We start from the raw sequence: 23,732 nt of genomic DNA, 5'->3' as shown, positions 1-23,732 counted from the left end.
AACATATGGCGGCGGTCTCTGCGTCGCAAAAAATTTTCCAAATCCGGTCACGTCATCAGCGGGCCCTTACCCTCTGCAGACGAGGCGCTCAGTACGGATGAGTCTAAAAAATGAGTTCTGCTCAGATCATCGACGTCTGGAATGTGGCGACCTTTGATCCGACGCTGCGGCGGATGCTTGAGCATAATTCGGCGCTGATACGCGACTACCTGACTACATCACGTCGGCAGTTTCTTGAGCGGGAGGCGTCTGACCACCGGGGAGTACACCCGATCAACCCCTACGCCGGCGATCATCAGGATTTGGTCGAAGCGGTCGGCAGCGAAATGAACCGGCGCACAATAAGGGCCTGGCACTACACTCGTCTGGTGGATAACGAGGTCCGCAACATTCAGGAGACAGGCATCTATCCAGGAACGCTTGATACGCTGCGGCGCCGGCTGGAAGCCCAGGCACAAGCCGGACTGTTGTCGGCGGCAGACGTCGAAGCGCTACATGCGGCAAGCCCCTGCCACCATCCGGAACAGCAGCCAGGTCGGCTAGGCAAGTTCTGGCTGACGTCCGATCCGGTCCGGATCGATGACGGCGGCGTAAAGCCGCTGCTTGAGAATTGGGGTGGCGAGGCGACGTATTTCTGGCTCGAGGATGAAAGGCTGGAGAGGCTTGTCGCCGGCATGGGACGGCCTCGCATCCTTGAAGTTGGCGTTCCTGTCGAAAAAACCAACCAGTGGCTTTCTGCGGGGCGTGCGGTTGTTGGTACATTCGCTCGAACGCTTGGCTGTCGGCCAGATCACGGTGCCTTCGACCTGTACACGATGGAGCCGTTAGGGCCAGCCGCGATCCTTGCGGTCCATACTGCTGGCGAGTCGACCTTTAAGAGGGTCGGCAGAGGCTACCCAGCTGAATACAAGCCCATCCGCTGATCCATAGGCGCGCTGGTAGACCGTTTATGGCCGGCCATTGCGAAGCACGTATTTATGCTGCGCCATCGGATTTTCTGGCACCTCCGTCGCGGGGCAGCTTCGGCTGCCCCGCCCTAGCTCCCGCTGCGCCGTATTTCATCGAAGGGCTGTCGAATTCAACCTGACAGGTGCATAGTCGCCCGGTCACAATGCAGGCGACGGCGGCAAGCCCTCAGCCATGGAATTGCTCGAAAGTTCGCCCATTTCCGGAGACCGAGCGCATCCCGCAAGGCAGAGGAAGTCCACGAATGAGTTGGGTCAGCCTTCAGAGCGATATCATCGAACGCCGCGGTCGGGATGGCGCCCGCGTCATCTATGAGGATTACACATATTTCGCTGAACACGACAGGCGGCTGAGCCCCAAGGGCGAGGAGCTTGCCGAAATCGCCGAAGGCCTTGGCATGACGCGAGAAAAGCTGATCGCCATGCGGAAATGGATGCAGGAGACCACCAAACGGTTGGTGCGGGAAATGGCGACCGTCTACACATTAAACGAGCAGCTGGACATCGTTAAGGCGCAACACCTGCCCAAAAGTGAGGCCGCAGAATTGACCGGCGTCGTCGTGCCTGGCGAGCTTCTTGACCTCGATGACGTGTATGGCGGTCTGCTCGTCCGCCGGGGTTATATTTTCGTGTCAGATATGGCGCGTGAGCACGGCCTAAAAAAATACGGCCCTGTTGAGTTATTGAACGGTCTGATTGATGAGCAACTAGTAGTCTATCACAGTGATTTTGACTCTTTGGCGGTGGCTGGATAGGCGCGGCGGAGTTTGGCGCGGGCTTTGTTGGTTGTGAACATCCATTTGATGCGGGTTCGGGTTTTATTTCGCTGCCGTTGCCATGCTGCGATCTCGTTTCGCAGCCTTTTGGGGTCGTCGATGCGGCGGCCGAGACACTGGCGCTGAAGCACGCTGATCTCGCACTCGACCATGTTGAGCCAACTGGCGTGCTTCGGAGTGTAGTGGAATTCGAGGCGGCACAGGATGCGTCGGGCCTCGGCGGGCGCGAAGGCCTCATACAGCGCCCCAGGCTTATGGATCGACAAATTGTCCTGCACGACACGGATGCAGGCGGCGTTGGGATAATGGATGTCGACGAGTTCACGCATGCAGTGCGCGTAGTCCACGGCGGCGCGGCGGTCGGTAACCTTCACGTTGCGCCAGCCACGATGCGGGTCGAAGGTAACGAAGAGATTGACGGTGCCGTTGCGGCGGTACTCGTAATCGTAGCGCTCGCGCTGTCCCGGCTCAGCTGGAATCGGCTGACGGACCTCGCCGATGAGCTGGACGGGGGTCTCGTCGAAGCAAACGAGCGGCCGGACGGGATCCGGCGCCTCGGCGTAGAGGTCGAGCACGTCCTCCATGCGGGCGACGTATTCGCCATCGACATGGGGGATGCACCACATGTCCCTGCGCCATGGCTTGAGGTCGTTCTCGGCCAGCCGGCGACGCACGGTCTCGCCCGACAAGCTGTCATGATCGGTGAGCTTGACCATCGTGTCGGCCAGCAGCGTCAGCGTCCAACGTTTGCGGCCGGCGGGCGGCTTGGCGCATGCCGTCGCCACCAGCAGGGCCTCCTCCTTTCCGGTCAGCTTGCGCTCTGCGCCCGGACGCGGCTCCTCGCTCAAGGCCCGCTCCAGATTGCCTTCCACGAAGCGGCGCTTGGTCCGGCCGACGCTGGACAGGCTGACCCGGACGGTTCGGACAATCTCCGCGTCGCAACTACCGGCATCGGCCGCCAGCAAAATCTGCGCCCGCTTGAGCTTGCGGGCGGCATGCTTGCCGCCGCCGAGCATCGCCGTCAGTTCGTCCCGCTCGGCTTGGCTCAATTCGACCCGATAACGTACATTCATGCTTCGCCTCCTTGTCGGAGGCCGGGACGAATCGATCCATGAGTCAAAAATCAGGCGCGCGCTTAACCGAGAAACAGGGTCACTACCTCGCTTTCATCCATACCTATTCGTACATGTTCGGACAGCCGCCCGCCGAAGCCGACATTCAGCGCCATTTCCGCGTCAGCCCGCCCTCAGTCCACCAGATGATCGTCACCCTCGAACGAAACGGTTTCATTCGCCGTCAGCCCGGTGTTCCCCGGAGCATCGAGATTCTTTTGCCACCCGAAAACTTGCCCATCCTCGAATGGCTCGGTATCAAAACGTCAAAATCACTGTGATGAACCACTAGCAGCTTAGTCTGCCACGGCCGCTCTAGGGCCGGCACACTTGGAGCTGTGGCGTGACCGGGTTGGCGCGGAACGTGTCCAGTGGGCCGCGTCGCAAGGTTCATTGCCGGTATTGTTCAGCGCAAGCGTGCCGCTTGCCCTCACGGCTGCTAATGACACGGCGGCAACCGCCGGAATGAAGCGAAAAGCCCCCCGGGCGCGTCCCAGACCAATCGAAGCGGTTCGTCCCTTTTATACGCCACAGCAACGCAGCAGCCATATCTGCGCACTTGATTTCTTTCTTGTTAGAGCAACTTACGATCTCATCGCCTCAGACCGATCGTGGTTCGGGACCTAGGCATGAGCGGCAAGGACGAAAAGGCTCCAATCGAGGGGTTAGGGTCGCCAAATAGTCGGAATATGCCGCCTGCCACGAAGCGCCGTCGTAAGAACCGTGGCATGCCGCCGCCGGCGACGTTCGATATCGAAACGCTGCCAGACAGCTCTAATTTGACGGCATTAGAGGCGGCCGCGGTTATCCGGCGCACGCCCGGAGCGCTGGAGCAGTGGCGCCGCAATCCGAACCACCCGCTGAAATGGCGCTACGTCGATGGCCGCCCGCTCTATCGTGTCGATGCCGTGCGCGACTATCTGGCTGGGTGCGATCAGTCCACTAAGCGCCCTCAGCCGCATAATGCTCGCGGAGACGGCCAAGTAGCTCGGCCTTGATGAGGTCGAGCGGATTGGTCCGCTGCAGACGCACGACTTTGCCGACCCGTTTCGCGCCGACCAACTCCGCGATGTAGTCATGCGCCGCTTCGAACGCCATCTTGCGGATGATCCACTGTTCATCGTGATTGTAGACCTGATCGATTCCGCTGGGCTTCTGGCCGACGCACAGCCGCTGGATTTCATTGTCGTAGCCGCAGCGCGACATGACGGTGCGCAAGCTGCGCCTTAAGTCATGCATGGTGAACTTGGCGACACGCGCTTCCTTGACCAGACGGTTGACCATCTTGGTGAACCCTGACATCTGGCCGCCGGTCTTCGGTGACGGGAAGACATAGTCGGACGTCGCTCGCTGGAAATGTTTGGCGGCTGCGACCACCTCGTCAACGAGGTGGGTGCGCGGCACGTCGTGGTGCAGGCCCATCTTGGTCCAGGCCGCGTCGAAGGTGATGCGGTCTTCCATGACGTGTTTCGACCACTCGATCATGGTGGGCTCGCTGCGGCGGGGGCCGCCGAGCAGGCACATGCGTGTCAGAAGCCCGAAGGCCCCGAGCTTGCCGGATGCATGCCAGACCTTGATGATTTCCTCATCGGTCAGCGCGCGGCCCTTCGTTCGGCGTCCGACCCTCTGCGCGCGGGTTTCTTTGGGCTCGCGATAGCCAGCGAGCACATTGTGGTCCACATAACCCTCGCTGACGCACCATTCGAGGAAGGTGTGCACGTGCTTGCGCAAGTCCTTAGCCGCGCCACGCTTGCCGGTCTTCGCAATCTTGTCGACCGCCGCCATGATCTGCCGCCGCGTCAGGTCCCCGACGCCGCTCTCGACGTGATCCTTGAGCCCGCGTCGCAGCGCCGACATTGCTGGCTTCCAGTTGACGACTTGACGTCCAGTCAAGGACGTCTGGTAGGGACCATCTTCAACGATGAGGATCGCCAGCGTGGTACGCTGCTTCTCGGCTGCCTGTTGCCGCCTCGCCTCGCGCTTCGTTTCGTTCGGGTCCATGCCCTTGACGACCTCGCCAGCGGCGATGGTGGCGGCCTTGCGCGCAGCCTTCTCATTATATTTGGGCCACGCACCGAGGGTCTTGCGCTGGGTCCCCCTCACCCCCGGCTTGGTGAAGAGGTAGACCCAGGTCCGACCACCGGTGGCGCGCATGCGCAGGGCGAGGCCGGGCAGCTTGTCGTCGTGGAGATAATGCTGGGCCTTGCCCGGCGGCAGCGTGGCGTTGCGGATCACCGCATCGGTGAGTGTCAGCTGATTGGCCGGCTCCGTCATGATCCCCTCGCCTTCTTTGTGCCCCGGTGTGCCCCGCGAGAACGGTCTCGCAGGAGGATCGACAGACCCCCAACAGAACCGGGTCTCAGACTCCCCCCATTTTGTGCCCCAAGGGAAATTTCGCAGGGGGCACAAAGGGGCACACAAAATGTAGTGGAGCGCGCCATGGCCTCCTATGGGCCAATATGGGCATAAGCCACTGCACTGAAGTGACTTTTACAATCGCCCGCAGGATCAGTACAGCGACCACGCGTTCCCTTACCGCCCGATGCTCGATGACCGAACTCACCTATGACGATGCTTGGCACTGCGTCCGCCAGCGCGGCTATGACACCTGCGAAATCTCCGCAGAAGTCACTCCAGTTACTTTGGGCGATAGCGTGGGCGAACTGGGATAGGCGCCAATCCCGCGTTCTCCATATCCGCGACTTCGAAATGCGGTTCATACGGAAAGAAAAGGCTCCGCGCTAAAGCGGGGCGTCGCACGCGCACGTCGCCCTATGCACGGACAGGCCTCACGCGTGACCCATGATGGCAAAGGCCTGTTCAAGGCACTGCCGTCCCCACTTCGCGTTGGCCGCTACCATTCTCTCGTTGTCGAGCTCGACGCCGCGTCCCGATCTCCGCTGATCGTGACAGCGCGTTCAGACGATGGCGAGATCATGGCTCTCGCACATCGTCATCAACCAACCTATGGCGTGCAATTTCATCCGGAATCGATACTCACCCAACATGGGCACGCGCTATCGACAAACTTCTTGCGTCTTGCGGAGGCGTCCGCGCATGACGATCAGAGACAAGTTGGGCGCGCCGCGCCATAAGGCCGCGCCGCCCAGAAGAAGGTTGCGTCTTGAAAGTCCATCTCTGTAGACCATCACATGTGCTCCTATGCGTTTCCTGACAGGTGGGGCAGCGTCGCCCCTTGTTGCGTCGGGCTCGGCGACCGCGACAATTCGCCATCATCGACTTTAGTACAATCGCATTAATCCGATCGATTGTGCCGCTTTGTCACTTAATGCGAGCCTTTGCTACCCGCCTCGCACGAAACGCGCCTTGTATTCGCGCAAGTCCAGACCGAGCCGATCACGATCGACTTCAGAATGTGCGAACGCGTACTGATCCTAGCCATTGGTATTTGCTCTAGCTCTTCAAGCGAATTCGCTATTTCTCCGACGCACTAGATATGGCAACTCACGCCTTGGTTTCGGCGCATGGGTACGGTCTGAGGCCAAGCGAGGGTGTATGCAAGACCTGCGCACTGCCCGATAGGAGTTGCAGATGCCGGACATCCTTGGACGAGGTGTACCCAGCGCCATAGAAGGCTACGGCAACGCGAAACCCTTCGCCGGCGCATGGCAGGCGCCGGGCCCCATATCGCGAGCCGCGACCGTCCTTCGTTGCCCGTCACGTGGAGTTTCAAAGACGCTGCCAAGTGTTAGGGCGACGCTCGACGCGTGTGAACTTCGCGATGGCGCGACCATCTCGTTCCATCATCATCTTCGCAACGGCGATCGTGTCCTGAATTTGGTACTTTCGGAAATTGCCGCGAAGGGTTTGAAAGACATCACGGTAGCTGCAAGCGCGCTGTTTCCCGTCCATGCTCCTCTGGTGAACCACATCCATCGCGAGGTCGTCAGTGGATTGGCCGCAAGTACCATCTATGGACCGCTTGCCGATGCGGTCTCGAGGGGCGAGCTTGCCAAGCCCGTGCTGATGTTCACGCATGGAGGTCGCGCGCGCTGCATCGAGTCCGGCGAACTTCACATTGACGTCGCATTCGTTGCTGCGCCGACCGCCGATGGATACGGGAATCTCAATGGTGTCAACGGCAGGGCTGCCTGCGGCCCGCTTGGCTATGCTGTTTCTGACGTTCAATACGCGGATCGAGTCGTTGCGATTACGGACAATCTGGTCCCGTATCCGGCAACACCGATTGAGATTTCGCAAGACTGTGTCGACTTCGTCGTCGCCGTCGATTCGATCGGCGATCCCGAGCAGATCGTCTCAGGGACTACTCGTCTGACGACAAACCCGCTTGGTTTGCAGATCGCGGAAACGGCAGCAAGGATAATCGACGCATCGGGATTGCTGGAGGAGGGCTTCTCGTTTCAGACGGGTGCCGGCGGAGTGTCGCTGGCCGCAGCGGCCTATCTTCGAGACATCATGATGCGTCGCAAGGTGAAGGGCAGCTTCGCTTCCGGAGGCATCACCGGCGGGATCGTCCAAATGTTCGACGCGGGCTTGTTTCGTGCGCTGCTCGATGTTCAGGCATTCGATCTCGAAGCTGTGGCATCCTACCGCCGTAGCCCGGCTCATCACGGGATGTCGGCTTCAATGTATGCCAACCCGCACAATCGCGGATGTGTCGTGAACCAGCTGGACGCAGTCATACTTGGCGCCGCCGAAGTCGACCTTGCGTTCAATGTCAACGTAACAACCGGAAATGAAGCCATGATCCTCGGAGGATCTGGTGGACATGCGGATACCGCTGCCGGATCCAAGCTCACATTGATAACCACGCAACTGACCGCCGGGCGCGTGCCGAAGATAGTGGATCGCGTCAAAACGTTGACGACACCGGGGGAGACGGTCGACGCCGTCGTCACGGAGTCCGGCGTCGCGGTCAATCCCCGGCGCACCGACCTGCTCGATCGCCTGAAATGCGCGAATGTGCCTCTGGTCTCCATCGAACGATTATGGGAGGAGGCAACACGCAAGGCTGGACCACCGAAGGCGGTTACCGTCGAAGACGATAAGATCGTCGCCGTGGTCGAATACAGGGATGGCACCGTCATCGACGTCGTAAGAGCCGTACCGACGATGTCAACGACGAAAACCTGGCGACGGGATGAAAGCCCCGACCGTGGTTAGGCTGGATCTCCGAGTGAACAATTTCCGTCGAACTTGTGCATTTATGCCTCCTCGAGGAGAGGACTGATTATGACGGCCCCCATTGTCGAAGATGACATCATTCGCAGCGTCGCGGACGCTCTCCAATACATTTGTTACTACCATCCGCCAGACTACATTCGTCACCTGAACTACGCCTATGAAACCGAAAGAAGCCCTGCTGCAAAGGACGCAATCGCTCAGATCTTGTAAATTCGCGTATGTCCGCTCTCGGCAAGCGGCCCCTCTGCCAAGATACGGGGCTGGTCAGTGCATTCGTCAAAGTCGGTATGAACGCGCCACCATCACCCGCGGCCACCACAAGTGATTGGACAAGTTCTCGTCCCTCTGGACGGCGAAAGCCGACCGCGAGCGAGCGTTTTCCCTTGTTGAGGCCGGTCCAGTACAGGCTCCGGCCTCGCGGCATCATCGGTTGACGCGTGTAATCGATACCGCCGCCGGGCATATCGACTCGGATCACATCTGCGCCGAACTGCGAAAGGGTCATACCGGCGAGAGGTGCGGCAATAAACGCCGAGCTCTCCACGACGTGAAGTCCCTGCAAGAGTTGGTAGTTCATCGTCGTCCTCCAGCGCTCGTCAAAACCGGCCACCCAAAACTGCCCGGCCCGGGAGTGACGCAATCTAGTCTCGCTCGATGACCCCAACAATCAGACTTATCTTGCCAATTATGCAGATTTGCCGATCAAACGGCCGAAGTTTCGATATCGCCGGAGTTTTGGCGTCTTCACGCGACAGCCACAGTAGCAGGCACACCGAGATAGAAACCGAAGCCCCGTGCCGTCCTCACACCCGTGCTGCGACGATGCGCGACGCCACAATCTCTCGTCCGATGCTGCCACTCACCGACTGACGGGAGCACATGATCATTCGGCCATCAGCTGTTCGATCGCGCGTCTGGTTTATCTACTGAGGTATTTGGAGGCACAGTGACGCTCGGGCGTTGGAGAATTCTGCGCTCGTAGTTGCCCGCGAGATCCAGGAGCCGCCGCTTGATGAAGGGATCGGCTTCCCGCGCAGTCTCCCTCGGCAAGCAACTCGTCATCCATCGGCTCGATTCTCCTGGACGGCTCGGCACCATGCCGATCACCGCGAACGCGCACCTAATGCGAGGACGTATTGCAAAGCACTATCGCAACGAGAACGATTTACTAATTGGTCGGGAGCGATTTCGCTGGCATCTTCTCGCCGTCTCTCCCGTGCATCCTCCCGGGTGCCACTGACTTGAGCCCGGCACACCTACGCCGGGCTTCTTTATTGCACTTAGGCGCGCGGCCAATTCAACCACGTCGACGTCACGTTGAACCGGCACGCGATGGCCTCTTTTAGCACGATAAGCAGGCCAGCGCCGCAATCAGGCCGCTTTCAAGAAATGCGTCTCCAAGGCTTGTCTGCCTAGCCCTTGCGCCACTTGCAACACCGGGACCAGCCGAAAGTACCGATGTGGTCAACGGCAAGAAGACGATCCTTTTCTCCGACCGTCTGGTACCACACGAACATTGCAGTATCCCTGGAACCCACTGTCCAAAGAGCTCGTGGTCCGAATCGCTCGCATCACGCATTGCTTGCGACCCGGACACGCTCCGGCGAAAATTCGGCTCTTATTCTGTTTCCGTCGCGATTGAGGCTGGGAACCCCGCCAAAGCACTTCGACTCGCCGCGGACCGAACTACCAGGCGCCAGGAGCTCGATATCGCCGCTATCGGTCGCCACGGTAATGTACTTGTTTTGCGGGTGGTCGATCAGATCCTTGAGTTCGGAAAAATGTCCGAACGCGATACGCGCTCGTGACAGGCGCGAGACGAACTCCTCAGAATCAAGCTCTGCGATTTGTTCGGCACACCACGCCTCGACCTGAGCTCGGTTCTCGACGCGAACCTTATTGCTCTCGAACCCCATAGCAAACGCTTGCGTCGGCGCTCCGAACACGTCGGCACATAAGGACTTCCATTCACGCTCGTTTTGCACCGATATCAGGACGTCCTTGCCATCGCGGCACGCGAACTTCCCGTACGGAACAATGGACGGATGCCTTAGCCCAAGTCGCAGTGGCGTGAACTGCCCGTATTTGTGCTGCAGAAAGGGAACGTTCATCCAATCGGCCATCGCGTGATAGAGGGAGACGTCGATCACACGGCCCTTGCCGGACCTCGAGCGCCCCAGCAAGCCTTCAAGGATTGCCTGATAGGCGGTCATGCCGGCCGCGATGTCGCAGACGGAAACGCCAACACGCGCGGGTTCATCGCCGATCCCATTGACCGCGCAAAGGCCAGTTTCTGCCTGAATCAGGAGGTCATAGGCCTTCTGCTCGCTTCTTGGCCCCTCGCGGCCATAGCCGCTGATATTGCAAACGACCAACCGTGGATTGAGCATCAGGAGTTCATCGGCACTGAAACCGAGCGATTCGATCACCCCGGGACCTAGATTTTGGATGAAAACATCGGCCCGCCTCAGCATGTTCTTGAGCAGCGCCTTATCTTCGGTCACTTTCAAGTCCAGAGCGATCGATTCCTTTCCGCGATTAAGCCAGACGAAGTAGGCGCTCTGGCCATTCACGAGCGCATCATATGTCCGGGCAAAGTCTCCCCCCGGCCGCTCGACCTTGATCACCCTCGCGCCGACGTCAGCGAGCTTGCCGGATGCATAGGGTGCGGCGACGGCATGCTCGACGGCAACAACAATGATGTTAGAGAGATCCGTCATTGTGCGTTGCCTCCATTGCTGTAGCTGAAGACTGTGGCCCAATTGCCTCCTCCGCAACGGCATTGTGCCGATGGGTGCCATTGACTTACCTTATCGAGAGTCTCGCGGCTTTCAGCCATTGGTTTTCGCAATATCAGTCGTCAACGATTCAGTGTTGCGGTCGCAGAAGCGGATGCTTAACGCTGCCCGAACCTCGCCACGACGCCTTTGGGTGGGACATCACGATGAGCGATCCATTTCTTGCCTTGTTCATTCCCGCCACGAGGCCCGAACGCTTCTACAAGGCGGCTTCTTCCGGCGCCGATGCGATCGTGATCGATCTCGAAGATGCAGTTGCGGCACATGATCGCGCCAGTGCCCGGAGAACATTGCGCGCCCTCCTGCCAACGCAGGCACTTCCCGGCGAGGTCATCATCCGCGTGAACGGACCTCGAACGGCGGATCACGATGAAGATGTTCGTCTCCTTGAGGATCTGCCGAGCTCGATCGGCATCATGCTCGCCAAAACGGAGCAATGCGAGGACGTCTCACGCCTCGCTGACCTGCTGCCGGGTCGCTTCACGATTGGTTTAGTTGAGACGGCTACAGGCATCGCCAACGCTCGCCATCTCGCACCTCTATGCACCCGAGTGGCGTTCGGATCGATCGACTATGCGAATTCGATCGGAGCCGTTCATTCGACGCGCGCCCTGCTGGCGGCCCGGTCGGAACTCGTATTTGCCTCGGCCCTTTCGCGTGCGGCCGCGCCTCTGGACGGTGTGACAACTTCGATAGGAGACGAGTCAGAAATTGAGTCCGATGCCTCCGTGGCGCGAGAGCTCGGCTTTCGGGGCAAATTGCTGATCCACCCGAAGCAAGTCGTGCCGGCGCTACGCGGCATGGCCCCTCCGGCAGCGGATCTTGAGCATGCCCGCGCGGTTCTCGCGGCAGGCCGCGGTGACGCCCACGGCGTCGACGGGACGATGGTGGATGCGCCGGTTGTCGAGGCCGCGAGACGCATTGCTGAGGACCACGATCGAATACATCGCCGGATCGACGCCGTTGCGTGCAGATCGCCCTCGACATCGTAGTTCATCCGCGAGCCCGCCCGTAAAGGACCGACCGGCGAACCAAAGAATGCGAGGAAAGATTGCGGCGACCTTCGCCGCCAGAGAGGAGCAGATATGGAGAAACAGATAGGTATTATCGGGATCGGCCTGATGGGCCACGGCATTGCCAAGAATCTTCTCCTCCGAGGCTGGAAGACCAGTTATCTAAGACACGCGGGCAACCAACCGACGGACGATCTCGATGCTAAGGGCGCGGTGGGGCGGCCTTCGGCGTCAGACCTCACGAGAACATCCGACGTTCTCATCCTATGCGTTACGGGCACTCCTCAAGTTGAGGATGTCCTGACGGGGAGCGGCGCCGTACTTGATGCGCTCCGCCCCGGTACAACTGTTATCGACTGCTCGACAGCAATTCCGAGCTCAACGATCAGGTTGGCCGAATTGGTCTCCGCAAAAGGCTGCCACTTTGTCGACGCTCCAATGACGCGCACTCCGAAGGAGGCCGAAGAGGGCCGGCTCAACCTCTTGGTTGGTGGGGACGCCGCTGTGGTCGAGTCCTTGCACCCTCTACTATCTTCATTCGCGGAAAACATCTTTTACGCCGGCGGCGTCGGGTCAGGGCACCAGCTCAAGCTGCTGCACAATTTTGTGTCTCTCGGCACCGTCACATTGATCACGGAAGCCGTGGCCTGCGCCGCTAAGGGCGGCGTCTCAATGGGCGCACTTGTGGACTGCTTGAGTCGCGGTGGCGGCGCCGGCGTCGCGCTCGATCGGCTCATTCCTTACATTCAAAAGGAACAAACAGAGCAACTTCGCTTCACCGTGGCAAATGCTTGCAAGGATTTTTCCTACTACAATCAGATGGCTGATGAACTCGGCGCTTCGCATTTGATCGCCGCTGGTATCTATCACACCCTCGATGGTTTGGTTCGCTGCGGCGAAGGAAACGCATACATGCCCCAGCAAGCCACATTGCTTCAGAAGCACGTTATAACATGATCGATGCCGAGGCTTTCAGCGCCTCGCCTGAAAGAAGGGACTTATCCGTCCCTTCTTCACCGCAATACTCCAGCATCCTCAGAGTGCCTTTTCCAGTTCGGGCAATGCCTCGAATAGATCGGCAACCAGGCCGAAGTCCGCCACCTGAAAAATGGGCGCATCCTGATCATTGTTGATCGCCGCGATAATCTTGGAGTCCTTCATGCCCGCGAGGTGCTGTATGGCGCCGGAAATGCCAACCGCAATGTAGAGTTCGGGTGCCACCACTTTGCCGGTTTGCCCAACCTGATAATCGTTCGACACGAAGCCCGCATCGACGGCCGCACGAGACGCGCCCACCGCGGCGTTCAATTTCCGCGCCACCGCTTCGAGCAGTTTGAAATTTTCGCCGGACTGCATGCCCCGTCCGCCCGAGATGACAACCTTGGCCGAAGTAAGTTCAGGTAGGTCCGATCGAGAAATGGTTTCGCCCACGTAGGAGGATAGGCCCGGATGAGCAACGGCCTCTTTACGCTCGACGACGGCGTTCCCGGTCTCGCTTGCCGGCGGAAAGGAGGCGATACGCACCGTGATCACTTTCTTCGCGTCGGTCGCTTGGACCGTCTGGATGGCGTTGCCCGCATAAATCAGTCGGACAAATATGTCGGCAGCCTTCACGTCCGACACTTCAGACACTTGCATCACATCGAGCATCGCGGCCACGCGCGGCATGTAGTTCTTGCCGTTGTTGGTGGCCGGCGCGACGATGTGATCGTAATCGGCGGCAAGCGCGACTATATTCGCCGCCATGGACTCAGCCAACGGACGCTCGAGCTCCGCAGCGTCGATATGCAGAACCCTCGCCACGCCGGTCAATTTTGCCGCATGCTCCGCCGCTGCTGCGGCCCGGTAACCCGCCACGAGTACGTGAATATCGCCACCCACCTTGGCGGCCGCGGACAGTGCCTTGTGAGTAGCTTCTTTCGGCGACGCGTTGTCATGTTCCGCGATGAGTAGAACGGTCATCGGATCGCACCCGTTTCCTTGAGCTTTGCTGCGAGCTCGCTCGCCGAACTTACCTTCACGCCTGCCTGCCGCCTTAACGGCTCCTCTATCTTGATCAGTTTGAGGCGCGGTTTAACATCTACCCCGTAGTCTGCCGGAGTCATTTCGTCGCATGGCTTCTTCTTTGCCTTCATGATGTTGGGCAGCGATGCATAGCGCGGCTCGTTGAGCCGGAGATCCGTCGTAACTATGGTCGGCATCCTGAGCCTGACGGTCTGCAGGCCGCCATCCGCCTCGCGCACGACGGTCAAAGTCGAATCCTCTATGTCGATCTTCGAGGCGAACGTACCTTGTGGCCAACCCAGCAACGCGGCAAGCATTTGGCCGGTTTGATTGCAGTCATCGTCAATGGCTTGCTTACCCAAAATCACGATGTCGGGTTTTTCGGCCGTAACCATTTCCTTGAGCACCTTGGCCACGCCGAGCGGCTCCACATAGTCCTCGTGCTTGACCAGAATGGCCCGGTCGGCCCCCATGGCCAGCGCCGTGCGTAGCGTCTCCTGGACCTGGGCAGGGCCCATCGAAACAACCACCACTTCGGTGGCCTTTCCGGCTTCCTTGAGGCGCACCGCCTCCTCCACGCCGATCTCATCGAAGGGGTTCATCGACATCTTCGCGTTGCCGATCTCCACGCCTGAACCGTCGAGCTTAACACGGATTACGACATTGAAATCGACGACGCGCTTCACCGCGACGAGAATCTTCATCGATCGAATTCTCCCGATCTTTTCTTGACAGTTTGGACTGAGATGTGCGCCAGAACGACTTTTCGATCGCCTGCTCTCGATGCACTTGGCGACAAGCCCGGTTTGGAGCAACGGCAGGCCAGCCGCACGTGGACGACGGCCTGCCCCCTTCAAGGTCCGAAGCGACTTGACCTAGACCTTAACGTAGCAAGGTCCGCGGGCAATGATGGGCCCGACCGTCTCCATGATCTCGTCGTAGTCGGGATTCATGGGAAGCGCCTGGAAGCCGGTGAACCCGAGATTCTTGGATACCTCTTCCCCCGAAAAATACGCACCCGCGACGAACCGACCGACGACGTCCATTTCCTCGACCGGGATAGCATTGACAAACGCGAGCGGATCGCGAGGCTTCTCCGCAGGCAGCTTGGAGACGATCTCGTAGAACCGTGGCGCGAGATCCGGGCGTGCCTTCAATGCGCGCGGCAGCAGCGTCTCCAGAACGCCGGCGGCCCTCGCGGAAGGCATGCCGAGTTCATTGTCCCCCGGGATCATGGCATCGCACAGCCACCCCAGCTGAGCGCGAACGTCTTCGTATGTAGTGGACATGAAAGGTGCTCCTCAGGCGACTTTCGATGAGACTTTCTGATCGCGACGGCTGTTCACGATCGCTTCGGCATTGCGCAGGGCGAGTGCGGCCACGGTTCCGGTTGGATTCACCGGCCCTGATGTCGGCATCACGCTGCCGTCCATCACAAACAAATTCGGGACATCGTGGGCGCGTCCGAATCCATCGACCACCGATGTCGCGGGGTCCGCCCCCATGCGAACCGACCCGAGAATGTGCCAGCCTGTTTCACGCGAGTCCGGCGCGATAACGGTCTCGTACGCCCCCGCCTCGCGCATCGAGATCGCGGCGTGCTCCTCGTGCCATTTGACCAGCTTCCGGGAATTGTCGTCGCACCGGTAGATGACCTTCGGCGCTGGAATTCCGTCCGCATCCTTCAAGGCCGGATCGATCACGACCCTGTTTTCGGGATTCGGCAGATCTTCGCCGATGATAGACCACATCGCGGAGCGACCGAACCGCTTGTAAACGGTCTTGTGGAATTCCGCGCCCCAGCCCGCGCGCTTACCCCACGGCCAGACGCCGATCGTCCCGAGCGGTCCGCCCGTACCCATGAGCTGCCACTTTGCGCCGCGTACGAACCCGACACCGGGCTGCGTCTCCGTGAATTGCTGCGAATAGGCTCTCTGTCCGGTCGGACCCTGCCAACTGTCGAAGTGATCATCAAACAGACCCATCACCATGCCGTGGGGGTGCATCATCAAGTGGCGTCCGACCATATCGGAGCTATTGGCGAGCCCTTTGGGGAACTTCGCACTATGCGAGTTCAACAGGATCCGCGGGCTGCCGATACCGTTGGCACTGACAATGACGATCCGCCCCGCCTGAAAATGCATCTTGCCGGTCTCGCGATCAATATAGGTGACGCCGGTCGCGAGACCCGATGCGTCAGTTTCGACCCGTGACACGCGCGCCCGCTGCACGAGCTTCACACCGAGCTTGATGTTGGTGGGCCAATGCGTCCGGTCGACAGACCCCTTCGCTCCGTCGAAACAGGCCGGAGCCATGCATGCACCGCGCCGCACGCACGGGTTCATGCCGTTGTGCTTCACCGTGGCAATGGCGTTCGTGCCAGGCCAAATATGCCACCCCAGACGCTTGTGAGCAGCGAATAGTTTTTTGTCGATCACGCCTATCGGCATGGGCGGGAGTGGTGGATCGAACGGCGGATAGGATGGATCTCCACCCACTCCCGACACGGACATCTGCTCCTCCGCCCGCGCATAGTACGGAGCCAGGTCATCATAGGTCAGCGGCCAGTCCGCACCGACCCCATCCAAGGTCTTCACGCGGAAATTGCTCGGCTGAAAGCGATGCCACGCCGCGGCGTAGATCACTGAACTTCCTCCAACGCCATTCCACATGAACGGCGCAACGTCGGACTCCTCGTCATTGATCGGATAGTCGGCCGCATTCATACGCCTGTTCGGGTACCAGCTGAACACCTGGTCCCTTTTGAGCTCGAATGTCGGCTCGTCGAAATTGATCGACGTGTAGTTCGGGTACTCGCCCTGCTCGAGGCAAACGACGGACAATCCCGCCTCCGCCAGCCGGCGAGCCGCTATCGCGCCACTCGGTCCGGAGCCCACGATAACGGCGTCCACAATGTCCTTCGTGCCTGTATTCACGGCATCCTCCTCGTTCCAAATCAACGCTTACGCGTCGACGGCATTTTTCAAACGGCTGTCCTGATAGCGGTGTGTCGCCCGCAAGTTCTTTTCATCGGGCCCTGCGCGTATTCGCCCCGATTCCCGCGCAGGGCCCTCCCAATCGGTTGCTCAACGCGATCCCGCAATACGCTTCTGGAGGGCGTCCAACAGGACTGCGGCAAGAATAATCGAGCCGGTCGCGAAGTCCTGCCAGAAGATGTCGATGCGAGCGAGATTGAGGAAGTTCCTGATCAGCGCTATGACCACGACACCGATGATCACCCGCAGGATATTGCCTTGGCCGCCGCTGAGGCTGACACCTCCGATCACGACGCCGGCAATCACTTCGAATTCCAATCCGCGGGCCGTGTCGGCCTGGATCGATCCGATACGCGCCAGCAGAACCATCCCGGCAAAGGACGCGCAAAGGCCGCAGATCATCAGACAAATGATCTTGATCCGATCCACGTTGATTCCCGACAGTGCAGCCACGTTTCGATTCGCGCCGATGGCGTATACCTTCTTACCGAAGGCCGTGTGATTGAGCAGGACGTAGCCGGCCAAAATCGTTAGGATCGCAATGATGAAGGGCATGGGGATACCCAAGGGCCGACCAAGTCCGATGATCCTGAACGCTTCCGGGACATTGGATACGACCTGCCCCTGGGTTGTCACGAATGCCAGGCTTCGGGCGATCATCATAGTTCCGAGCGTAGTTATGAACGACGGAATGCCGAACTTTGTCACGACAACGCCGGCGAAAAGACCGAAAAGCGGGCCCACCACAAGCGCAAGCGCAAACGTTGCCGTGATTCCGATCTCGGGCATCAGCTTGCCGGCAATGGATGCCGTCAGCGCCAGGACGGCACCCACGCTGATATCGAACTCGCCGTTTATCATCACGATGGTCATGCCTGCAGCCACGATAAGCGCGGCCGACATCTGAGCCATCAGGTTCTGAACGTTTGTCACGGACGCGAATCGCGGTGAGACGATCGACATCACCACGATCAGAACGAGCGGGACAGCCACGGACTGGATGAGACCGTAAGAGCGTCGAATGTTCTCCTGCAAGTTCGAACGCCCAGCCTCTAGCGTGTATGTGCTCATGCAGCTTTCCTCCCACTGACCGAAGTTTCGAGAATTCGATTGTGCTCCAACTGCGCGCCGGCAAACTCGCCGACGATGGTGCCTCGGAACATCACGATAGCCCGGTCACAGAGCTTCTCGATGTCCGGCATCTCGGTGCTGATTATGATGACTCCGACGCCTTCGGAGGCTATGCGTTCGATGATCTTTCTGATCTCGTCCTTGGAGCCGACGTCGATACCGACTGTCGGATCATCCAGAATGAAAATTTTGGGGCGCGTTTCCAGCCACTTCGCAATCAGCACCTTCTGCTGGTTTCCACCACTTAGGGTCCTAATCGGAACATGCGCGCTCGGCGTCTTAACGTTGAGCTCACGGACGCACCGTGTTCCCATTGCGTCAATCTTGCTCCTCGACAGCAAGCCCAGTGCATTGCGTAACTTGCCGATGATGGGAAGCCCAACATTCTCCGCGATGGTGAAATCCGGCAGAATCCCTTCGCGCAACCGGTCACCGGTCAACAGGGCAACCCCTTCCTTGATGGCCTTACCAGGATTCCAATTGCTCTTTGTGTCACCACGGACCGCGATCGTCCCCTTGGACGGCCGATATCCCTCGACGCCGAACAAGGTCTTTGCGAGCTCCGTGAGACCCGAGCCCGTTAAACCGGTGAAGCCCAGGATCTCCCCGCGATGAAGGTCGAACGAAACATCGTGCAGCATCCCGGATACACTCAGCCCCCGGACCGACAGAAGCACGTCATTGCTCGCGACTGCACCTCGCCTGCTCCTGGCGTCTACTTCGACCAGCTTACGTCCGAGCATATGCTGCACGACCTCCGGAATGGAGGTAGACTCCTTCTGCAGATTGGCGATGGTCTGGCCGTCGCGCAGTATCGTAATCGTGTCGCAGATCTGAAATACTTCGGACAGGTAATGGGAAACGAAGACAATTGCGACGCCTCTGCGAGACAGCTCAGTAATGAGCTTGAGAACGACGTCGACCTCGGTTGCGGTCAGCGAGGACGTGGGCTCATCCATCAGCAGGATGGTCGGCCTCCAAGTCATCGCCTTGATGATTTGCACCATCTTCTTCAGGTCGTTCGGCAGCCGGCTGACCTGCTGACGGGCGTCGACCTCGATTCCATAGTGGTCGAGAAGCTCCTGCGCTTTGGCGTTAAGGCTGCCGGCCGTAAGAACGCCGAGACGACCCGTCGGCTCATTGTTCAGGAAAATGTTCTCCGCGACGGTCATTCCTTCCACAAGATTGATGTCCTGGTGGATGGTCACAATGCCGCGCTTGAGGGCGTCGATCGCATTATGCGGGCTGTAATCTTTCCCGAGCAACTTGATGCTCTCGGCAGAATCTGCCTGGTACACGCCGGCGAGAATCTTGAGAAGGGTGCTCTTGCCTGCTCCGTTCTCCCCGACGAGTCCGACCACTTGCCCCTTTTCCAGCGTGAAGCTCGCGCTTCGAAGAGCCTTGATGCTGCCGAAGGTTTTCTTGACGTCTTTGCAGACGAGCGCCAGGTCACCCATTGTTTCCCCCGTCCGGAGTGTCCGGCATTCGCCGGACACTCCACGATCTGTTCGTGCTTCAATTGACCTTGGCGTCGAGGACCTGCGGTTCATTGACGAACTCGGCAGCGTTCGCCTTGGTCATCAGTTTCGGCGGCAACTCGACCAGCTTCTCCGGTTTTCCGCCGGTCAGGGCCGACAGCATCGAGCTCATGCCGACATAGCCCATCTCGAAGGGGTTCTGGACGATCGTGCCCGCGATCTTGCCTTCCTTGACGAGGCGGTAGGCCGTGGGGTCGGTATCAAAGTTGACGAGCTTCACGTCCAGGCGCTTCGCTGCCTCGAGCGTTGCCTCAGCACCAATCGTCGGCGCGTGGTTCTGGAAGAAGACACCGGCAATGTCCGGGATCTCGGTCAACGTATCTTCCATCGTGCGCCGGCCGTCCTCGAGCGAGAGCTTCATCACCTTGCGAGGGAGGACGGTCAGGCCGAGCTCCTTGGCGCGCTGCTCGAAGCCGCGATTGCGGTCGATGATGCACTGCACAGCCGGACCATGATCGAACACGATGACCTTGGCTCCCCTCGGCACCAGCGTGGCCATGCGATCCGCCGCCATGCGGCCGCCCATTTCGTTCGCCGTCACAACGTAGGTCACCCAGTCGCCCGAGTTCAGGCCGATGTCGGTGACGACAACCGGAATCTTGTTCTTGTTGTAGATATTCTTGACCGGATCGGCGAGAACGACCGAGTCACCGGGGAAGATCAGCAGACCGTCGATGTTCTGTGTATAGAGGTCTTCGAGATCGCCGACCTGCTTGGTGGTATCGGTGTCGCCGCCGTTGGTCACCAACAGCTCAACTTTCACGCCCTTCTTTTCCCATTCGCCCATCGCCTTCCGGGCGCCCGCGATCTGTGTGCGAAGGAAGGTATTCGTGCCCCAGAACTGGGAATATCCGAGCTTGAACTTCTTGTCCGCGGCCATCGCCCTGCCAATGAACGGCGATGCCAGAACGGACGCTCCGAGCAGTGTCGAAAACTTCAATACGTCACGCTTGCTAACAGTCATTCCCACCTCCCTATGCAAAGGAATATTTTTCTCCGAGCCAACGTCGGCTCGTCCGGCCGGTCTGTTCTGGCAGCGGCGGCGCCATACCTCATGGCAATGACGCCAGCTGCCTATCTCAAAGCCGACAGGTCTGGAGCATGGCGATTGGATCCCCCGATCGGCAATTATCCCTACGCTCTGGCACCGATTAGAATTTGATATCGCTGGCACCGACCGCTGGCAGGCGGCCATAGCCAGTACCAATTGCCATCAGAATGAATGCAGTCTAGCTGCCTGCACACCACCTGGGATTACGTCGCATCCTCACACTAACCTTTGGGAGGACTAGCTCATGCAGGCAAAAGGGAATGGTATGAAGGATTGCGTCGTACTCGTGACGGGAGCTGCCGGGGGCGTCGGCATCGAAGTCGTCCGTCAACTCGCCGAGAACGATGCCAAGATCATCGCGACGGACATTGCCGATCAGGTCCATGACCTGAATAGGCAATTCTCCGGCGCCCGGATAACGACGGTCACCGGCGACGTCTCGAAGAACGTCGATGTCGAGAAGATCTTCAGTGCTGGCGAGGACAAGTTTGGCGCTGTTCAAGCCCTCATCAGCAATGCCGGCTACATGATTGCCAAGGCGCTGCACGAAACCAGCGAGCAAGACTGGGATGCTGTCCTCGCGGGAAACGCGAAATCCTTTTTCCTGACTGCGAAGCGCGCTCTTCCAAACATGATCGCCGCCAAGAAGGGATCGATTACGGCGACCGGCTCCATCTCCAGCGTCGTCGGACTACCCTCTCAGGCCGCTTACTGCGCTTCGAAAGGCGCCGTTCTGCAGTTCGTCCGGCAACTAGCCGTTGAGTATGCCGGGTCGGGCGTCCGCGTCAACGCCGTCGGTCCGGGCGCGATCAATACGCCGTTCCTCACGCGATATCTGAATGGCCTTCCCGACCCGAAGGCTGGCGCGGATGCCGTGAAAGCCGCGCATCCGATGAAGCGTTGGGCCGAACCTGACGAAGTCGCGAAAGCCTTGGTTTTCCTGGCAAGTGACGACGCCGCCTTTATCACCGGCCACATTCTCATGGTTGATGGCGGATACGTTGCCGGTTGACCCATAGTTAGAACCGTTCCGATTGGAGAGACGTCATGTCCGTCAGCGCCATTATCGACCCCCATCATCACCTTTGGGATCTCGAAAAGTATTCCTATCCCTGGCTTTGCCAAACCGGCGAGCCTGTGGCTCCGATCGCAGGTAGCCTCCGGTCCATCATGAAATCCTACTCACTCGCGGACTATCGCGAGGATTCCAAACGATGGAATATCGTGAAAGACGTCCATCTCGACGCGCTCTCGGCCGACATTCTCGCCGAGACATGTTGGCTTCAGGACATGAAGAACAAGACAGGCTTCCCGACTGCCATCGTTGCGCACGCCGATCTCGAGGCCGACAATGTCGATATCGTTCTTGCAAGCCACGCGAAAAGCAAGGCGGTCCGGGGGATTCGCCAGATCCTCAACTGGCATCAGGATCCTCGCTACAGCTTCATCGAACGTTCGGACCTGCTGCGAGACCCGAAGTGGTTAAAGGGTTTTGGCCTGCTGAAGAAGTATGACTTCTCTTTCGATCTTCAGCTCTATCCTCACCAGATGATGGACGCAGCCCGCGTCGCCCGTGACCACGAGGACACGACCATCATCCTGAACCATACCGGAATGCCTCTTCAGCGGGATGCGGAAGGCATTCAGACATGGCAAGACGGCATGCGGGCACTGGCGTCCGTTCCAAGCGTCCATGCCAAGATCTCAGGCCTCGGAATGGTCGACCCGGACTGGACGGTTGCAAGCATTCGGCCGTTCGTCCTCAAGACGATCGACTATTTTGGGGCCGATCGGTGCATGTTCGCAAGCAACTTCCCAGTCGACAAGATCTACGCCAGCTTCGACCGAATCTATGAGGCTTTCTTCGAAATCGTGAAGGACTTATCCGATACCGACAAGAAGAAGCTCTTTCACGATAACGCGCTGCGGGTCTATCGACTTTGACATCGAGGCCGCGAGCATCGGCGGACTGCCGCGACAATAAGAATCTGCGGTAGTCCATGAGGCGGACTACGACCGGAGCGACCCCATCCCCCTTTGCGGGGGGTGGGAAACCTCAGCTAGAAATCCGGCCGCGGTCCCATGCCCCGGCCAACGAACAGCGCGAGGGTATTACGACTAGGCCGGCGTCGCTACCGCGGTAGCGCACTCGACAAGGATCCTCACGAGCTCGTCGCGGTGATGGTTGGCCGGGGCGTCTTGCCGGACGCAAATTCGCAGGTTTCGCTGCGCCCACGGCTCCGCCAGAGGCAACATCGCCAGTCGCTTCTCATCTTCCTTCTCAATAGCCGAGCGGGGCACAACGCTGACGCCAGCCCCTGATGAGACAAGATGAGCAACGGCCCGGTAGCCGGGAACCTGCACGCGGATATCGAGCGTGGCGCCAAGAGCCGCAGCATGGCTCAGTAGGAAGGTGTTGATCGCCGCGCCACGTTGCAGATTAACGAATGGCTCGCGAAGACATTCCTCGAAACGAACCGGCCTGCCTTTATTGATCGGGCTACTCAGCGGCACGAGCACCACCAGCTCGTCATCACGATACGGAAAGAAAGCTAGTTCCTTATGGTTGGCCTGAAGCGCGACGATCCCGACATCGGCGCGCCGGTCTGCGACCGCCGCCAGTATGTCGTGGCTGTTCTTCTCTTCGAGTGCGATCCGCACCGATGGATGATGCTGGAAGAAGATTGCAAGATCATCGGGGAGAAATGAATTAACTGCATTGGTATTCGCGAACAGTGTGATCCTCCCGGGCATACCCGCAGAGAATGGGAGCATATCGGCGTGCATCTGCTCAAGCAGCTCGAATGACTTGCGAGCATAGTCAGCCAGAACTGTACCGGCAGGCGTGGGGCTGACACCCTCGCGATTTCGTTCAAGAAGGGGGGTACCGAGAGCGTCTTCGAGCTGCCTGATGCGTTGGCTGACAGAGGATGGTGCCAGATTACACCGCTGAGCACCGCGCGATAGGTTTCCTTCGTCGAGAACCGCGAGAAACACTCTCAAATCGACCAGATCGTAACGCATCTTCCGCCGTAAGCTCGTGCCCGCGTTCGGCTCTGACGAACGCTTCATTCGGAACATACCGCTTTTGGCTCGTCTGGAAAATGGCCTAGCTTGGATTCACACCTAGAAGAAATTCCAATGACCGTCAGTTGCCAATTGCCGTACCGGCTTCGGACGAG

The 23,732-nt window shown here is 59.2% G+C and carries 20 protein-coding genes and 3 pseudogenes; 11 read left to right on the top strand and 12 right to left on the bottom strand.

The features are described from left to right. The first annotated feature begins 110 nt into the window (after window positions 1–110). Window positions 111–923 carry a hypothetical protein gene (locus QA640_RS07025; RefSeq protein ID WP_283039999.1) on the top strand — a complete coding sequence of 271 codons (813 nt, stop codon included), beginning with the start codon at window positions 111–113 and terminating at the stop codon, window positions 921–923. A gap of 287 nt (window positions 924–1,210) precedes the next feature. Then, window positions 1,211–1,720, top strand: a complete 510-nt coding sequence (locus QA640_RS07020; RefSeq protein ID WP_283039998.1) for a hypothetical protein — start codon at window positions 1,211–1,213, stop codon at window positions 1,718–1,720. Here QA640_RS07020 and QA640_RS07015 read toward each other — a convergent pair. Next, window positions 1,684–2,814 carry an IS630 family transposase gene (locus QA640_RS07015; RefSeq protein WP_283039997.1) on the bottom strand — a complete coding sequence of 377 codons (1,131 nt, stop codon included), beginning with the start codon at window positions 2,812–2,814 and terminating at the stop codon, window positions 1,684–1,686. The two genes, QA640_RS07020 and QA640_RS07015, sit on opposite strands and share 37 nt — an antisense overlap. A 38-nt stretch (window positions 2,815–2,852) precedes the next feature. Between QA640_RS07015 and QA640_RS07010 the strand changes: the two genes are divergently transcribed. Then, on the top strand, window positions 2,853–3,134 hold the full coding sequence (locus tag QA640_RS07010; protein WP_283039996.1) for a MarR family transcriptional regulator: 282 nt from the start codon (window positions 2,853–2,855) through the stop codon (window positions 3,132–3,134). Between the two features lie 661 nt (window positions 3,135–3,795). Here QA640_RS07010 and QA640_RS07005 read toward each other — a convergent pair. Then, window positions 3,796–5,127, bottom strand: a complete 1,332-nt coding sequence (locus tag QA640_RS07005) for an integrase arm-type DNA-binding domain-containing protein (RefSeq protein ID WP_283039995.1) — start codon at window positions 5,125–5,127, stop codon at window positions 3,796–3,798. 275 nt (window positions 5,128–5,402) lie between these two features. Here QA640_RS07005 and QA640_RS07000 point away from each other — a divergent pair, with 275 nt between their 5' ends. From QA640_RS07000 to QA640_RS06985, 4 genes and pseudogenes are all read left to right on the top strand, one after another. Then, the gene (locus QA640_RS07000) at window positions 5,403–5,525 is read left to right on the top strand and encodes a hypothetical protein (protein ID WP_283039994.1); all 123 of its coding nucleotides are present in this window, start codon (window positions 5,403–5,405) and stop codon (window positions 5,523–5,525) included. Between the two features lie 81 nt (window positions 5,526–5,606). Further along, window positions 5,607–5,948 (top strand): annotated as a pseudogene (locus QA640_RS06995) (gamma-glutamyl-gamma-aminobutyrate hydrolase family protein); the annotation flags it as partial. 457 nt (window positions 5,949–6,405) lie between these two features. After that, the gene (gene citF, locus QA640_RS06990; RefSeq protein ID WP_283039993.1) at window positions 6,406–7,998 is read left to right on the top strand and encodes a citrate lyase subunit alpha; all 1,593 of its coding nucleotides are present in this window, start codon (window positions 6,406–6,408) and stop codon (window positions 7,996–7,998) included. Window positions 7,999–8,067: 69 nt separating this feature from the next. Further along, window positions 8,068–8,315 (top strand): annotated as a pseudogene (locus QA640_RS06985) (fumarate hydratase); the annotation flags it as partial. A gap of 71 nt (window positions 8,316–8,386) precedes the next feature. Here QA640_RS06985 and QA640_RS06980 read toward each other — a convergent pair. Both QA640_RS06980 and QA640_RS06975 read right to left on the bottom strand, forming a co-directional pair. Continuing rightward, window positions 8,387–8,524, bottom strand: a pseudogene (locus QA640_RS06980) (CoA transferase); the annotation flags it as partial. Between the two features lie 1,066 nt (window positions 8,525–9,590). Further along, entirely contained in the window at window positions 9,591–10,739 is a 1,149-nt protein-coding gene (locus QA640_RS06975) for a CaiB/BaiF CoA-transferase family protein (protein ID WP_283039992.1), read from the bottom strand. A 224-nt stretch (window positions 10,740–10,963) separates the two neighbouring features. Here QA640_RS06975 and QA640_RS06970 point away from each other — a divergent pair, with 224 nt between their 5' ends. Together QA640_RS06970 and QA640_RS06965 are read left to right on the top strand one after the other, a co-directional pair. Further along, a complete protein-coding gene (locus QA640_RS06970) occupies window positions 10,964–11,809 on the top strand; it encodes a CoA ester lyase (protein ID WP_283039991.1) in 846 nt (281 codons plus the stop codon). A 93-nt stretch (window positions 11,810–11,902) separates the two neighbouring features. Continuing rightward, window positions 11,903–12,787 (top strand): NAD(P)-dependent oxidoreductase, encoded by an 885-nt coding sequence (locus QA640_RS06965; protein ID WP_283039990.1) that lies wholly within the window; start codon window positions 11,903–11,905, stop codon window positions 12,785–12,787. A 78-nt stretch (window positions 12,788–12,865) separates the two neighbouring features. On the opposite strand, the gene QA640_RS06960 is transcribed toward QA640_RS06965, so the two are convergent. From QA640_RS06960 to QA640_RS06930, 7 genes are all read right to left on the bottom strand, one after another. Next, window positions 12,866–13,792, bottom strand: coding sequence for an FAD-binding protein (locus QA640_RS06960; protein ID WP_283039989.1), 927 nt, complete (start codon window positions 13,790–13,792; stop codon window positions 12,866–12,868). Continuing rightward, window positions 13,789–14,538, bottom strand: a complete 750-nt coding sequence (locus QA640_RS06955) for an electron transfer flavoprotein subunit beta/FixA family protein (RefSeq protein ID WP_283039988.1) — start codon at window positions 14,536–14,538, stop codon at window positions 13,789–13,791. The genes QA640_RS06960 and QA640_RS06955 overlap by 4 nt, the downstream gene beginning before the upstream one ends. A 171-nt stretch (window positions 14,539–14,709) precedes the next feature. After that, window positions 14,710–15,123, bottom strand: coding sequence for a hypothetical protein (locus tag QA640_RS06950; RefSeq protein WP_283039987.1), 414 nt, complete (start codon window positions 15,121–15,123; stop codon window positions 14,710–14,712). A gap of 12 nt (window positions 15,124–15,135) precedes the next feature. Next, window positions 15,136–16,731 (bottom strand): GMC family oxidoreductase, encoded by a 1,596-nt coding sequence (locus QA640_RS06945; RefSeq protein ID WP_349253743.1) that lies wholly within the window; start codon window positions 16,729–16,731, stop codon window positions 15,136–15,138. A gap of 189 nt (window positions 16,732–16,920) precedes the next feature. Next, window positions 16,921–17,901, bottom strand: coding sequence for an ABC transporter permease (locus QA640_RS06940; protein ID WP_283039985.1), 981 nt, complete (start codon window positions 17,899–17,901; stop codon window positions 16,921–16,923). Beyond that, window positions 17,898–19,418, bottom strand: coding sequence for a sugar ABC transporter ATP-binding protein (locus tag QA640_RS06935; RefSeq protein ID WP_283039984.1), 1,521 nt, complete (start codon window positions 19,416–19,418; stop codon window positions 17,898–17,900). Before QA640_RS06935 ends, QA640_RS06940 begins: the two co-directional genes overlap by 4 nt. A 58-nt stretch (window positions 19,419–19,476) precedes the next feature. Beyond that, a complete protein-coding gene (locus QA640_RS06930) occupies window positions 19,477–20,463 on the bottom strand; it encodes a substrate-binding domain-containing protein (RefSeq protein ID WP_283039983.1) in 987 nt (328 codons plus the stop codon). A 331-nt stretch (window positions 20,464–20,794) separates the two neighbouring features. Here QA640_RS06930 and QA640_RS06925 point away from each other — a divergent pair, with 331 nt between their 5' ends. Both QA640_RS06925 and QA640_RS06920 read left to right on the top strand, forming a co-directional pair. Then, window positions 20,795–21,562: an SDR family oxidoreductase gene (locus QA640_RS06925; RefSeq protein WP_283039982.1), complete on the top strand. Its 768-nt coding sequence runs from the start codon at window positions 20,795–20,797 to the stop codon at window positions 21,560–21,562. A 35-nt stretch (window positions 21,563–21,597) separates the two neighbouring features. Further along, the gene (locus QA640_RS06920) at window positions 21,598–22,494 is read left to right on the top strand and encodes an amidohydrolase family protein (protein WP_283039981.1); all 897 of its coding nucleotides are present in this window, start codon (window positions 21,598–21,600) and stop codon (window positions 22,492–22,494) included. A gap of 174 nt (window positions 22,495–22,668) precedes the next feature. On the opposite strand, the gene QA640_RS06915 is transcribed toward QA640_RS06920, so the two are convergent. Beyond that, window positions 22,669–23,574, bottom strand: coding sequence for a LysR family transcriptional regulator (locus QA640_RS06915; protein ID WP_283039980.1), 906 nt, complete (start codon window positions 23,572–23,574; stop codon window positions 22,669–22,671). Between the last annotated feature and the right edge of the window lie 158 nt (window positions 23,575–23,732).

Origin of the sequence: Bradyrhizobium sp. CB82, assembly GCF_029714405.1 — a bacterium.
Lineage (GTDB): Bacteria > Pseudomonadota > Alphaproteobacteria > Rhizobiales > Xanthobacteraceae > Bradyrhizobium.
This window is presented reverse-complemented; position numbering and strand designations above follow the sequence as displayed.

Bases quoted from the DNA above. Each gene is read 5' to 3' on its own strand.
- QA640_RS06930 (WP_283039983.1), bottom strand. From the start codon at position 20,463: ATGACTGTTAGCAAGCGTGACGTATTGAAGTTTTCGACACTGCTCGGA.
- citF (WP_283039993.1), top strand. From the start codon at position 6,406: ATGCCGGACATCCTTGGACGAGGTGTACCCAGCGCCATAGAAGGCTAC.
- QA640_RS06935 (WP_283039984.1), bottom strand. From the start codon at position 19,418: ATGGGTGACCTGGCGCTCGTCTGCAAAGACGTCAAGAAAACCTTCGGC.
- QA640_RS07020 (WP_283039998.1), top strand. From the start codon at position 1,211: ATGAGTTGGGTCAGCCTTCAGAGCGATATCATCGAACGCCGCGGTCGG.
- QA640_RS06925 (WP_283039982.1), top strand. From the start codon at position 20,795: ATGCAGGCAAAAGGGAATGGTATGAAGGATTGCGTCGTACTCGTGACG.
- QA640_RS06960 (WP_283039989.1), bottom strand. From the start codon at position 13,792: ATGACCGTTCTACTCATCGCGGAACATGACAACGCGTCGCCGAAAGAA.
- QA640_RS06920 (WP_283039981.1), top strand. From the start codon at position 21,598: ATGTCCGTCAGCGCCATTATCGACCCCCATCATCACCTTTGGGATCTC.
- QA640_RS07000 (WP_283039994.1), top strand. From the start codon at position 5,403: ATGACCGAACTCACCTATGACGATGCTTGGCACTGCGTCCGCCAGCGC.
- QA640_RS07015 (WP_283039997.1), bottom strand. From the start codon at position 2,814: ATGAATGTACGTTATCGGGTCGAATTGAGCCAAGCCGAGCGGGACGAA.
- QA640_RS07010 (WP_283039996.1), top strand. From the start codon at position 2,853: ATGAGTCAAAAATCAGGCGCGCGCTTAACCGAGAAACAGGGTCACTAC.
- QA640_RS06965 (WP_283039990.1), top strand. From the start codon at position 11,903: ATGGAGAAACAGATAGGTATTATCGGGATCGGCCTGATGGGCCACGGC.
- QA640_RS06915 (WP_283039980.1), bottom strand. From the start codon at position 23,574: ATGCGTTACGATCTGGTCGATTTGAGAGTGTTTCTCGCGGTTCTCGAC.
- QA640_RS06955 (WP_283039988.1), bottom strand. From the start codon at position 14,538: ATGAAGATTCTCGTCGCGGTGAAGCGCGTCGTCGATTTCAATGTCGTA.
- QA640_RS06970 (WP_283039991.1), top strand. From the start codon at position 10,964: ATGAGCGATCCATTTCTTGCCTTGTTCATTCCCGCCACGAGGCCCGAA.
- QA640_RS07025 (WP_283039999.1), top strand. From the start codon at position 111: ATGAGTTCTGCTCAGATCATCGACGTCTGGAATGTGGCGACCTTTGAT.
- QA640_RS06975 (WP_283039992.1), bottom strand. From the start codon at position 10,739: ATGACGGATCTCTCTAACATCATTGTTGTTGCCGTCGAGCATGCCGTC.
- QA640_RS07005 (WP_283039995.1), bottom strand. From the start codon at position 5,127: ATGACGGAGCCGGCCAATCAGCTGACACTCACCGATGCGGTGATCCGC.
- QA640_RS06950 (WP_283039987.1), bottom strand. From the start codon at position 15,123: ATGTCCACTACATACGAAGACGTTCGCGCTCAGCTGGGGTGGCTGTGC.
- QA640_RS06940 (WP_283039985.1), bottom strand. From the start codon at position 17,901: ATGAGCACATACACGCTAGAGGCTGGGCGTTCGAACTTGCAGGAGAAC.